This window comes from Variovorax sp. TLI9-5A (assembly GCF_056867935.1).
This window is the reverse complement of the sequence record NZ_CP200310.1, coordinates 7058075-7071579: the sequence shown is the minus strand read 5'-3', so window position 1 is coordinate 7071579 and position 13505 is coordinate 7058075. Positions and strand designations below refer to the sequence as shown.

At 66.7% G+C, this 13505-nt stretch carries 7 protein-coding genes; all 7 read left to right on the top strand.

Annotated features, from left to right (window positions below; all coding sequences use genetic code 11):
• Positions 1 to 4: 4 nt before the first annotated feature.
• Genes tssE through AC1VNX_RS33485 form a run of 7 tightly spaced genes read left to right on the top strand, consistent with a single transcriptional unit; the run spans position 5 to position 13480 of the window.
• Complete coding sequence (gene tssE / locus AC1VNX_RS33515) at positions 5 to 532, top strand: type VI secretion system baseplate subunit TssE (RefSeq protein WP_483162063.1); 528 nt, start codon at positions 5 to 7, stop codon at positions 530 to 532.
• Entirely contained in the window at positions 532 to 2403 is a 1872-nt protein-coding gene (tssF, locus tag AC1VNX_RS33510; protein ID WP_483161801.1) for a type VI secretion system baseplate subunit TssF, read from the top strand. Before tssE ends, tssF begins: the two co-directional genes overlap by 1 nt.
• Positions 2400 to 3644, top strand: a complete 1245-nt coding sequence (gene tssG, locus AC1VNX_RS33505) for a type VI secretion system baseplate subunit TssG (RefSeq protein WP_483161800.1) — start codon at positions 2400 to 2402, stop codon at positions 3642 to 3644. Before tssF ends, tssG begins: the two co-directional genes overlap by 4 nt.
• Positions 3641 to 6388, top strand: coding sequence for a type VI secretion system ATPase TssH (gene tssH / locus AC1VNX_RS33500; RefSeq protein ID WP_483161799.1), 2748 nt, complete (start codon positions 3641 to 3643; stop codon positions 6386 to 6388). The genes tssG and tssH overlap by 4 nt, the downstream gene beginning before the upstream one ends.
• A gap of 21 nt (positions 6389 to 6409) precedes the next feature.
• Complete coding sequence (locus AC1VNX_RS33495; protein WP_483161798.1) at positions 6410 to 8749, top strand: type VI secretion system Vgr family protein; 2340 nt, start codon at positions 6410 to 6412, stop codon at positions 8747 to 8749.
• Positions 8750 to 8778: 29 nt separating this feature from the next.
• Positions 8779 to 11109 (top strand): type VI secretion system Vgr family protein, encoded by a 2331-nt coding sequence (locus AC1VNX_RS33490; protein WP_483161797.1) that lies wholly within the window; start codon positions 8779 to 8781, stop codon positions 11107 to 11109.
• Between the two features lie 31 nt (positions 11110 to 11140).
• Positions 11141 to 13480, top strand: a complete 2340-nt coding sequence (locus tag AC1VNX_RS33485) for a type VI secretion system Vgr family protein (RefSeq protein WP_483161796.1) — start codon at positions 11141 to 11143, stop codon at positions 13478 to 13480.
• Positions 13481 to 13505 lie beyond the last annotated feature (25 nt).

Sequence of the window (13505 nt, the reverse complement as noted above, 5' to 3'; positions counted from 1 at the left end):
AATGATGGACACCGACGGCGACCAACAGGAAAGCGTCGCGCGCGACCGCCTGCAGCCGGTACTGCTCGACCGCCTCACCGACAAGGCGCCGCAGACCCGGCAGGAGCGCGCGGGTGCCTTCCTCATGAGCGGCAGGCTGCTGCGCGACTCGGTGCTGCGCGACCTGCAGTGGCTGCTCAACACCACCAACTTCGGCGCCGACCACAACATCAACACCATGCCGCGTGCGCGCCGTTCGGTGCTGAACTTCGGCGTCCGCGGCTGGGCCGGCGGGCGCATGTCGGAAGTCGACTTCGCCGACGTCGAGGCAGCCATCCGCGCGGCCATCATCGACTTCGAGCCGCGCATCATGAAAGACAGCATCGACGTGCGCTGCGTGACCGACGCCACCGACCTCGAACACCACAACCTGCTCGCGCTGGAGATCCGCGGCACCCTGTGGTCGGTGCCGTACCCCATCGAATTCATCCTGCGCTCGGAGCTCGACCTCGAAAGCGGGCACATGGTGCTGCGGCCCACCGGAGGCCTCTGATGGACGCGCGGCTGCTCGACTACTACAACCGCGAGCTCACCTACATGCACGAACTCGGGGCCGAGTTCGCGCAGCGCTACCCGAAGATCGCGGGCCGGCTCGGCATGCGCGGCATCGAGGTCAGCGATCCGTACGTGGAGCGCCTGCTCGAGGGCTTCAGCTTCCTCACCGCGCGCATCCAGCTCAAGATGGACGCCGAGTTCCCGCGCTTCTCGCAGCGGCTGCTCGAAGTGGTGTACCCCAACTTCCTCGCACCGCTGCCCGCCATGGCGGTGGTGCAGATCGACGGCAACCTCAACGAAGGCTCGCTGAAGGCCGGCTACGAACTGCCGCGTCACACCATCCTGCGCGGCCGGATGATCAAGGGCGAGCAGACGGCCTGCGAATTCCGTACCGGCCATGGCGTCACGCTGTGGCCCATTCGCATCGCGGAGGCCGGCATCGGCCCGGTGCCGGCCGAGATTGCGCATGCGATGCCCATGGTCGCGCGGCAGGCGAAGAGCGCCATCACCATAAAGCTCGAAGCGGTGGGCGGCGCGCGCTTTGCCGACATGCCGCTGGACCGGCTCGAATTCTTCCTCTCGGGCGCGGAGCTGCACGCGCTGCGCGTGCTCGAACTCGTGACGCACCACAGCGTCGGCGTGGTGTGCCGCAGCGGGCCGGGCACCACGGCGCGCATCGTGCCGCTGGGCGACGAGGCCATCCGGCACGAAGGCTTCGAGCCCGACCAGGCCCTGCTGCCCTACGACGCGCGCTCGTTCCAGGGCTATCGCCTGCTGCACGAGTACTTCGCGTTCCCCGACCGCTATCTGTTCTTCAGCGTGAACAAGCTGCGCGCGGCGGCCGCAGCGATGGGCGGCACCACGATGGAAATCGTGATCCTGCTCGATCGCGCGGATGCCGACCTCGAACGGCTGGTCGACGCCAAGCACTTCTCGCTGTTCTGCACGCCCATCATCAATCTCGTGCCGCGCCGCAGCGACCGCATTCCGGTGGGGCCGGGCCAGCATGAGCACCATGCGGTGATCGACCGCACGCGCCCGCGCGACTTCGAGATCTTCACGGTGGAGCGCGTCACCGGCCACATGGCCAACGGCTCTGAAGAGCGCGAGTTCCGGCCCTTCCTCGGCTCCTTCGCGGCCGACGACGGCGACTTCGGCGCCTACTTCTCGCTGCGCCGCGAACCGCGCCTCGTGTCGGACCGCGCGCGCGCCCAGGGCACGCGCACCAGCTACACCGGCAGCGAGGTCTACGTGTCGCTCGTCGACCAGCACGACGCGCCGTTTCCACACAGCCTGCGCCACATCACGCTCGACGCGCTGTGCACCAACCGCGACCTGCCGCTGCTGTTGCCGACCGGGCTCGAATCGGACTTCACGCTGCGCGTGTCCGCGCCCGTGCGCTCCATCCGCATCCTGCGCGGCCCCTCGCGGCCCTACCCGGCGCTGGCCGAGGGCGCGCTCACCTGGCGCCTCATCAGCCACCTGGGCCTCAACTACCTGAGCCTCACCGACGTCGACCCCACGCAGGGCGCTGCCGCGCTGCGGGAGATGCTCGACCTGTACGGCAACCTCGCCGACCCCTCGGTGCGCCGCCAGATCCAGGGCGTGCGCTCGATGGCGCTGGCACCGGTGTTCCGCCGCCTGCCCGAGCCCGGCCCCATCGTGTTCGGACGCGGCGTGGAGATCGCGCTCAAGATTGACGAGGTCGCGTTCTCGGGCGCGAGCCCATATCTCTTCGGCGCGGTGCTGGAGCAGTTCTTCAGCCGCCACGTGTCGCTCAACGCGTTCACCGAATTCGCGCTGGCCAGCCTGCAGCGCGGCGAAATCGCGCGCTGGAGCCCGCGCGTGGGACGCCGCCCCGCCGTATGAGCGAAACCGGCTTCACCGATGCGGTGCAGCAGCACCAGGAGCACCAGGAGCACCAGGAGCAGCATGAAGCCGCGCCGGCCGTGCACGCTGAGGGCGTGGTGCTGGACGCGGCGGAGATCACCGTCGATCGCGAAGTTGTGCAGCCGGCGGCGCAAGGTAGCCCGTCACCGGCACGGGGCATTCCGCAGGCCGACCCGGAACTCTGGGCCAAGCTGCTCGAGCAGCCCTTCGAGCACGATCTTTTCATGCTGTTGCGCCGCCTCGATGCACAGGACGACCACCCGCTGCTGGGCCGCGCACCGCGCCCGATCGACGAGCCGCTGCGCCTCGGGCAGGAGCCTTCGATGGCCTTCGCGCCCTCGAACGTGTCGGGCGTCGAGGCCGACGGCGATGGTCCGCCGCGCATCTCGATCTACGGCTTCGGCCTGTTCGGCCCCAACGGCCCGCTGCCGCTGCACCTGACGGAGTACGCGCGCGAGCGCAAGCGGCACCACGCCGACAACACCATCAGCGCGTTTGCCGACCTGTTCCATCACAGGCTCATCCTGCTCTTCTACCGGGCCTGGGCCGACGCGCAATCGGTCAACAGCCTGGACCGCACCGACGGCCACCGCTTCGTCGACTACGTCGCCAGCCTCATGAACATGGGGCAGCCCGGCCTCAAGGAGCGCGACCGCATCGCCGACCATGCGCGCACCTTCATGGCGGGCCACCTGGTGCGCCAGACGCGCAACCCCGAGGGGCTGATCCAGATCCTCAGGCTCTACTTCGACGTGCCCGTGCGCGTCGAGGAGTTCGTGAGCGACTGGGTGATGATCGACGAGCGCCAGGTCAGCCGCATCGGCGTGCTCGGCCGCAACCACCGACTTGGCGGCGGCGCCACCATCGGCCTCGCGGTGCGCGACGCGCAGAGCAAGTTCCGCCTCGAACTCGGGCCGCTCTCGCAGGAGGAGTACCGCGAGTTCCTGCCGGGCAGCAAGCGCCTGCAGCAGGTGGTCGACTGGGTGCGCCAGTACGTCGGCATCGAGTTCGCGTGGGAGCTGCGGCTCGTGCTCAAGAAGCAGGACGCGCACGGTATGCGGCTCAACAGCAACCAGCGGCTCGGCTGGGGCAGCTGGCTGGGCACGCGCCTGTCGGACACCGACGCCGGTGACATGGTGTTCCAGCCCGAAGCATTGTTTTCCCGTTCCGCATCGGCGGCACCCGTTGCCGCGCCCGCATCTTCCTCCATGGCTCTATGACCGACATCCGCCGCGTCTCTCTCTTTTCGAAACTCAATCCGATGCTCTACAAGGCATTGGAGACCGCCACTGCCTTCGCCAAGCTGCGCGGCAACGCCTACGTCGAGCTGGTGCACTGGCTGCACCAGATCCTGCAGCAGCAGGACAGCGACATGCTGCGCATCATCAGGCGCGCGGGGCTCAATCTCGACGCAGTCGAGCAGGACCTGGTGCGCGCGCTCGACAGGTTGCCGCACGGCGCCACCTCGATCAGCGACATCTCCGAGCACGTCGACAACGCCGTCGAACGCGCTTGGGTCTATGCGAGCCTGCGCTTCGAGGCCACCTCGATCCGCGGCGCCTACCTGCTCGCGGGCATCATCAAGACGCCGGGGCTGCGGCAGGTGCTCTCGGGCATCTCGCGCGAGTTCGACAAGATCGTGCCCGACGTGCTGGTGGCTCAGCTGGCCTCTTGGACCGAAGGCTCGCCCGAGGACGACTTCGATGCCGCCCCCGCAGGCGCTGGTGGTGCTGCCCCTGCCGCCACGCATCATCAGGGCGATGGCCCCGCCGCCGGCGGCTCCGCGCTCGCCAAGTATGCGAGCGACCTCACCGCCAAGGCGCGCGCTGGCGAACTCGATCCGGTCTACGGCCGCGACGACGAGATCCGCCAGATCATCGACATCCTGATGCGCCGCCGACAGAACAACCCGCTGCTGACCGGCGAGGCCGGCGTCGGCAAGACGGCGGTGGTCGAAGGCCTGGCCTCGCGCCTCGCGGCGGGCGACGTGCCGCCTTCGCTGAAGGATGTGTCGCTGTGGGTGCTCGACCCCACGCTGCTGCAGGCCGGCGCGGGCGTGAAGGGCGAGTTCGAGCAGCGGCTGCGCCAGGTGATCGATGAGGTCGAGAAGAGCCCGAAGCCCATCGTGCTCTTCGTCGACGAGGTGCACACGCTGGTGGGCGCGGGCGGCCAGGCCGGCACCGGCGACGCGGCCAACCTGCTCAAGCCCGCGCTCGCGCGCGGCCGGCTACGCACCATCGGCGCGACGACCTGGTCGGAGTACAAGAAGTACATCGAGAAAGACCCGGCGCTCACGCGGCGCTTCCAGACCATCCAGGTGCACGAGCCCACCGAGCCCAAGGCGGTGCTGATGCTGCGCGGCATCTCGGCCGAACTCGAGAAGCACCACGGCGTGCTCATCCTCGACGCTGCGCTCGAGGCGGCCGTGAGCCTGTCGCACCGCTACATCCCGGCGCGCCAACTGCCCGACAAGGCCGTGAGCCTGCTCGACACCGCATGCGCGCGCGTGGCGCTGAGCCAGCACGCGCTGCCCGCCGCCATCGAAGACCTGCAGCGCCGCATCGAGGTGCTGGGCATCGAGTCGGGCATCGCGGGGCGCGAGGCTGCCATCGGCGTGGGCGAGCATCAGCGCGTGGAGGACATCGCGGCGCAGGTCGAGCAGGCGAAGGCAGAGCTCGAAGTGCTGGAGAAGCGGCGCGTGGAAGAAAGCGCGCTGGTCGAGCGCATCGTCGCACTGCGCAAGCTGCTCTCGCCGGCCGCCGTGCCGCAGGTGCAGACGCAGGCCGATGCAACGGACGCAGAAGCTGCCGAAGAAGCGGCGAATGTCGACGTGGACCCCGACACGCCTCCGGCCGAACCCCAGCGCACGCCCGAGGAAATTCGCGCCGAGCTCAACGAGGCCCAGGACAAGCTCTCGCAGCTGCAAGGCGAATCGCCGCTGATCCTCGCGGCCGTCGATGCGCAGGCCATCGCCACCGTGGTGGCCGACTGGACCGGCATTCCCATCGGCCGCATGGTGCGCGACGATGCGCAGTCGGTGTTGAAGCTCGGCGAGATCCTGTCGGCCCGCGTGGTCGCGCAGCCCGACGCGCTGGAGACCATCTCGCGCCGCATCCGCACCGCGCGCGCGCGGCTGGACAACCCCAACAAGCCCGTCGGCGTGTTCCTGCTGTGCGGCCCTTCGGGCGTGGGCAAGACCGAGACGGCGCTGGCGCTTTCGGAAGCGCTGTACGGCGGCGAGCAGAACCTCGTCACCATCAACATGAGCGAGTTCCAGGAATCGCACACCGTCTCCACGCTGAAGGGCGCGCCGCCCGGCTACGTGGGCTACGGCGAAGGCGGCGTGCTCACCGAGGCCGTGCGCCGCAGGCCCTACAGCGTGGTGCTGCTCGACGAGATCGAGAAGGCGCATACCGACGTGCACGAGATTTTCTTCCAGGTCTTCGACAAGGGCTGGATGGAAGACGGCGAAGGGCGCCACATCGACTTCCGCAACACCGTGATCATCATGACCTCCAACGTCGGCACCGACCTGGTCATGCAGCTGTGCGAAGACCCGACCCTGCGCCCCGACCCCGAGCCGCTGGCCGCCGCCCTGCGCGAGCCGCTGCTCAAGGTGTTCGCGCCCGCGCTGCTCGGTCGCCTCGTTGTAGTGCCTTATTACCCGTTGCACGCAGAGGCGTTGCATCGCATCATCCGCCTCCAGCTCGATCGCATCGCGACGCGCCTGCAGGCGAACCACGGCATCGCACTGGCCTACGACGACAGCGCCGTCGAACTCGTAGCGCGCCGTTGCACCGCCATCGAATCGGGCGGCCGGATGATCGACGCGATCCTCACGCACACGATCCTTCCGAGGCTGAGCGAGGAAGTCATCGGGGCCACGGTCAGTGCGCGCAAGCTGACTGGCGTGCAGCTTAGCGCCGCGGACGACGACTTCCGCTACGAGTTTTCCGAAGCGTAAAAGTACAAGGAGACAACCCCCATGACCAGAGTCGTTCGAGCCCACACGCCACTGGACGAGAGCCAGCTGCTGTTTCGCTCGATGCGTGGCACGGAGGGGTTGTCGCAGCTGTTCGATTTCGAGGTCGACCTGCTGAGCCCGAGCGCGTCGCTGGACCTGAAGTCGGTGCTGGGCAAGCCACTGACGCTGGAGATCCAGACGGCGGGCAGCCAGCCGAGATACCTCAATGGCCAGGTGATCCGCTTCTCGATGATCGGGCGCGAAGGCGGCACCGAGCGCCACACCGTGTACCGGGCCACCGTGCGCCCGTGGCTGTGGTACCTCACGCGCTCGAGCGACAACAAGATCTTCCAGAACAAGAGCGTGGTGGAGATCCTGGAGGAAGTGTTCGGCGACTACGGCTTTGCGTTCGAGAAGCAGCTCTCCGGCAGCTACCGGCAGTGGGAATACTGCGTGCAGTACAACGAGAGCGACTTCGCCTTCGTGAGCCGGCTGATGGAACTCGAAGGCATCTACTACTGGTTCAAGCACGAGAAGAACCAGCACACGCTGGTGCTGTCAGACGACATCGGCGCGCACGATCCGATGCCCGGCTACGAGACCATCGACTACTTCGCATCCGACCGTGACATCACGGAAGACATGGAAGTCATCCGCGAGTGGCAGCCCAGCGAGGAGGTTCGCTCGGGCAGCTACACGGTGGACGACTTCAACTTCACCACGCCCAAGGGCGAGCTGATCAACGTGCGCAGCCAGCCCCGGGGGCACGACAACGCCGACTACGAGATGTACGAGTGGCTGGGCGACTACCCGGCCGCGGGAGACGGCGAGCACTACGCGAAGGTGAGGCTGGAGGAGTCGCAGTCGCTGGCGCAGCGCAGCAGCGGGCACTCGACCGTGCGGGGCATGGCGCCGGGCTACAAGTTCACGATGCGCAACTCGCCGAGGTCGGACGACAACCAGGAGTACCTGGCGGTGGCCGTGTCGTACGCGCTGCGCGAGGGCGGATACGCCACGGGCGCGGAGCCCGGCAGCTACGACTTCAACTTCGTGGTGCAGCCCACGGCGCTGGCGTTCAGGGCGCCGCGGCAGACGCCGGTGCCGCGCACCAGCGGACCGCAGACGGCCACGGTCGTCGGGCCTGAGGGCGAGGAGATCTGGACCGACCAGTACGGTCGGGTGAAGGTGCAGTTCCACTGGGACCGCTACGGCCAGCGCAACGAGAACAGCTCGCGCTTCGTGCGGGTGTCGCACATCTGGGCGGGCGAGAGGTTCGGGGGCGTGTTCACGCCGCGCATCGGGCAGGAGGTGATCGTGGACTTCATCGGCGGTCGGATCGACCGGCCGGTGATCGTGGGGCGCGTGTACAACGCCGACCAGATGCCGCCGTTCAGCCTGCCGGGGGAGGCGACCAAGAGCGGGATCGTCACGCGGTCGAGCAAAGGTGGTTCGGAGGCCACGGCCAATGCCTTCGTGTTCGAGGACAAGATGGGCGCGGAGCAGATCCTTGTGCACGCGGAGCGCAACCTGGACGTGGAGGTGGAAGGCGACGAGACGCACACGACCGAGAAGACGCGCACGACGCTGATCAAGGGGCACGAGTCGGCGACGTATGAGTCGGGCGAGGAGCGGCACATCACGCAGGGTGCGGTGGAGACGATCGACGGGGGTGAGGAGCGCACGGTGACGGGGGGTGCGAAGGAGACGGTGACGGACGGGGAGAAGCGCACGATCACGGGCGGGGCGATGGAGACGATCTCGGGCGGCGAGACTCGGGTGGTCAACGGCGGGATCGATGAAACCGTCAACGGCAGTGTTTCGTTGACCGTGAACGGCACCGTGGTTCGCCTGGTGAGCGGTGCGGACATCCGCATCGTCGGCGGCGGCCGCATCGAGATCATCAACGCCATCGATACCAAGCTGGTGATAGGTCCGGACACCACGGTGGTCACCGGCCCGAAGACGGTAGGCGCGCCGACCATCGTGCACAACGCCACCAACTACACGCTCAACAACACGAACTACACGCTCAATGCGGATGTGATCGTCTACAACACACCGCGCCAGACGGTGAACACCGACGACCATGGGCACTGGCGCTGGACCAATTTCGCAGCGACATGGGGCAAGGCGAACCTCTGGACGCCTCTTGCCTTCGATTTCTACGCCGCGAAGGTGATGGTGACCGCCTCGACCTTCACCTCGATCAACGGCATCTTCATCAATCTCGCGCTGCTGAACGACAACGAGAACCGGATCAAGAAGAACGTGGCGGTGGGCGATCTCGGCTTCGTGGTCTCCAAGCTCGTGAAGTTCAAGTTCAAGGAAGCGAGGGGCGCGTTCTTCCTCAGGGCTCCCTGAGCCGGCAAAACCAACAGGAGACTTGCTTCATGCAGAGGGTCGTAAAGGCGCACACGCCACTGGACGAGAGCCAGCTGCTGTTTCGCTCGATGCGTGGCACGGAGGGGTTGTCGCAGCTGTTCGATTTCGAGGTCGACCTGCTGAGCCCGAGCGCGTCGCTGGACCTGAAGTCGGTGCTGGGCAAGCCACTGACGCTGGAGATCCAGACGGCGGGCAGCCAGCCGAGATACCTCAATGGCCAGGTGATCCGCTTCTCGATGATCGGGCGCGAAGGCGGCACCGAGCGCCACACCGTGTACCGGGCCACCGTGCGCCCGTGGCTGTGGTACCTCACGCGCTCGAGCGACAACAAGATCTTCCAGAACAAGAGCGTGGTGGAGATCCTGGAGGAAGTGTTCGGCGACTACGGCTTTGCGTTCGAGAAGCAGCTCTCCGGCAGCTACCGGCAGTGGGAATACTGCGTGCAGTACAACGAGAGCGACTTCGCCTTCGTGAGCCGGCTGATGGAACTCGAAGGCATCTACTACTGGTTCAAGCACGAGAAGAACCAGCACACGCTGGTGCTGTCAGACGACATCGGCGCGCACGATCCGATGCCCGGCTACGAGACCATCGACTACTTCGCATCCGACCGTGACATCACGGAAGACATGGAAGTCATCCGCGAGTGGCAGCCCAGCGAGGAGGTTCGCTCGGGCAGCTACACGGTGGACGACTTCAACTTCACCACGCCCAAGGGCGAGCTGATCAACGTGCGCAGCCAGCCCCGGGGGCACGACAACGCCGACTACGAGATGTACGAGTGGCTGGGCGACTACCCGGCCGCGGGAGACGGCGAGCACTACGCGAAGGTGAGGCTGGAGGAGTCGCAGTCGCTGGCGCAGCGCAGCAGCGGGCACTCGACCGTGCGGGGCATGGCGCCGGGCTACAAGTTCACGATGCGCAACTCGCCGAGGTCGGACGACAACCAGGAGTACCTGGCGGTGGCCGTGTCGTACGCGCTGCGCGAGGGCGGATACGCCACGGGCGCGGAGCCCGGCAGCTACGACTTCAACTTCGTGGTGCAGCCCACGGCGCTGGCGTTCAGGGCGCCGCGGCAGACGCCGGTGCCGCGCACCAGCGGACCGCAGACGGCCACGGTCGTCGGGCCTGAGGGCGAGGAGATCTGGACCGACCAGTACGGTCGGGTGAAGGTGCAGTTCCACTGGGACCGCTACGGCCAGCGCAACGAGAACAGCTCGCGCTTCGTGCGGGTGTCGCACATCTGGGCGGGCGAGAGGTTCGGGGGCGTGTTCACGCCGCGCATCGGGCAGGAGGTGATCGTGGACTTCATCGGCGGTCGGATCGACCGGCCGGTGATCGTGGGGCGCGTGTACAACGCCGACCAGATGCCGCCGTTCAGCCTGCCGGGGGAGGCGACCAAGAGCGGGATCGTCACGCGGTCGAGCAAAGGTGGTTCGGAGGCCACGGCCAATGCCTTCGTGTTCGAGGACAAGATGGGCGCGGAGCAGATCCTTGTGCACGCGGAGCGCAACCTGGACGTGGAGGTGGAAGGCGACGAGACGCACACGACCGAGAAGACGCGCACGACGCTGATCAAGGGGCACGAGTCGGCGACGTATGAGTCGGGCGAGGAGCGGCACATCACGCAGGGTGCGGTGGAGACGATCGACGGGGGTGAGGAGCGCACGGTGACGGGGGGTGCGAAGGAGACGGTGACGGACGGGGAGAAGCGCACGATCACGGGCGGGGCGATGGAGACGATCTCGGGCGGCGAGACTCGGGTGGTCAACGGCGGCATCGTCGAGACCGACAACGGCGACGTGCTGCTCGTGGTCAACGGCAGCACGATGCGCCTGGTGACCGGCGCCGACGTCCGCATCACGGCGGCGGGGCGGCTGGAGATCGTCAATGCCTTCGACGGCAAGCTGGTGCTGGGCCCGCATGCGACGGCCGTGACCGGCACCAAGACGGTGTCGGCGCCGACCATGGTCTACAACAGCACCAACTACACAGTCAACACCACCAATTACACGCTCAACGCGGACGTCGCCGTCCTCAACACGCCGGGCTACACCGGCAATGCCGCTGACCAGGGCTGGGTCGACCAGCAGAACGACGTCGTGTCGAACCGGCATGTGAAGCTGTTCATCGGCGCGACCGACCTGTTCGGCATCAAGCTGCAGGTGGCTGGAGTGAACACCATGCTCAGCGCCGTCTTCGCGAACTGGTCGTACCTGTTCTGGCTCGATGCGTTCATCAACATCAAGGTCAATGTGAAGAGCCGCTTTGCCACGAGCACCACCCAGAAAAAGGGGCCGTTCGTGGTCACCGTCAATCTGAAGCGCAACAAGAAATGAGCGCCGATCGGGCAGAAAGGAAAGGCACGACATGGAAAGAGTAGTCCGTGCCCACACGCCGCTCGCTGAAGACCAGCTGTTCTTTCGCGGGATGCACGGCCACGAAACGCTGTCGGAACTGTTCGAGTTCGAGGTCGAGCTGCTGAGCCCGAACCCCTCCATCGATGCCAGGTCGCTGCTCGGCAAGTCGATGGCACTCGAAATGAAGACCGCGGCCGATGCGCGCTTCCTTCATGGCGAGGTCACGCGCTTTGCCCAGACGGGCCGCGAAGGCGGCACGGTGCGCCACACCGTGTACCGGGCCACCGTGCGTCCGTGGCTGTGGTACCTCACGCGCTCGAGCCACAGCCGCACCTTCCAGGGCTGCACCGCGGTCGAGATGATCGAGGAAGTGCTCGGCGCCTATGGCTATGCCTACGAGAAGAAGCTCAGCGGCAGCTACAGGGCCTGGGACTTCTGTGCCCAGTACGAGGAATCGGACTTCGCCTTCGTGAGCCGGCTGATGGAGCTCGAAGGCATCTACTACTGGTTCAAGCACGAGAAGAACCAGCACACATTGGTGCTGGCGGACGATGCCTCGGCGCATGACGAGCTTCCCGGCTACGCGTGCATCGACTGCTTCGCGAGCGATCGCGCCATCACGGACGACATCGAGGTGATCGACGACTGGCAGGTGACGGCCGAGGTGCGCTCGGGCAGCTACACGGTCAACGACTTCAACTTCACCACGCCCAAGGCAGACCTGTCGAACACGCGCATGCAGCCCCTGGCTACCGACAACGCCGACTACGACATGTACGAGTGGATCGGCGACTATGGCGCGGCCGGAGACGGCGAGCACTATGCGCGCGTGCGGCTCGAGGAGGCGCAGTCTCTCGCGGATCGCAGCGCGGGCCATGCCACGGTGCGGGGCATGGCACCGGGGTACCGATTCACCATGCGCGGGTCGCCGCGTGACGATGACAACCAGGAATACCTGCTGGTGTCGGTGCGCTACGACTGGCGCGAAGGCGGCTATGCCACCGCGGCGGGTGCGCCGGGCGGTTCCTCCTTCGGCTCCGGGTTCGTAGTGCAACCTGCGGACAGGCCGTTTCGCGCACCCCGGCGCACGCCGATGCCACGCACCTGCGGTCCACAGACCGCCACCGTGGTGGGTCCGGAGGGCGAGGAGATCTGGACCGACGAATACGGCCGCGTGAAGGTGCAGTTCCACTGGGACCGCGTCGGGCAGAACAACCAGGACAGCTCGTTCTGGGTGCGTGTTTCACAGGCCTGGGCGGGCGACTCCTTCGGCACCGTGCACGTGCCGCGCATCGGGCAGGAGGTGATCGTCGACTTCATCTCCGGACGGGTCGACCGCCCCATCGTGATCGGCCGCGTCTACAACGCCGACCAGATGCCGCCTTTCGACCTGCCGGCGGAAGACACGAAAAGCGGCGTCGTCTCGCGCTCGACCAAGGGCGGCTCCGTGGCGAACGCCAATGCGATCGTGTTCGAGGACCGCATGGGCGCGGAGCAGATCCTGCTGCACGCCGAGCGCAACCTCGACACCGAGGTGGAAGGCGACGAGACGCACACCACCGAGAAGACGCGGACCACGCTCATCAAGGGCCACGAGTCGTCCACCTTCGAATCGGGCGAGGAGCGCCACATCACCGCCGGCGCGGTCGAGACCATCGACGGCGGCGAGACCCGCACCGTGCACGATGGTGCCACCGAGACGGTGTCCGGCGGGGAGATCCGCACCATCACCGGCGGGGCGACGGAGATCATCAGCGGCGGCGAGAAGCGGGTCGTCAACGACGGCATCTTCGAGACCGTGAACGGCGACGTGGTCGTTACCGTCAACGGCTCGGTGCTGCGGCTCGTCGCGGGATCGGACATTCGCATCACGTGCAGCGGGCGGGTCGAGATCATCAACGCCTTCGACGGCAAGCTGGTGCTCGGCCCCGACAACACCGTGGTCACCGGCACCAAGACCGTCAATGCGCCGGACATCGTCTACAGAAGCACGAACCACACGGTCAACACCACCAACTTCACGATCAACACGAAGGTGACGACCTACAACACGCCGAGACAGGAAGTGAACGCAGACAACCAGACCTGGTATCAGCGCAACGTGAAGGAAGGCACCGGATTCCAGGCCACTGCGACCCTGGCGTCCTACGACCTGTACGGCTTCAAGGTCCTGACATGCGGCCTGAACTGGATCAACTCGGGGGTCTTCGTCAACCTGTCGGCGGTCAACTTCATCGACTGGGTCTGGCGCAAGGAAAACATCGTCATCAAGCTGAAGAAGACCAAGGCCGTGGAGGTCGATGTGGCCCTGCAGGAAACACAGTCCGGCGACCTGAACGTCACCGAATGACCCCGGCATCTCGCGAAGGAAAAAT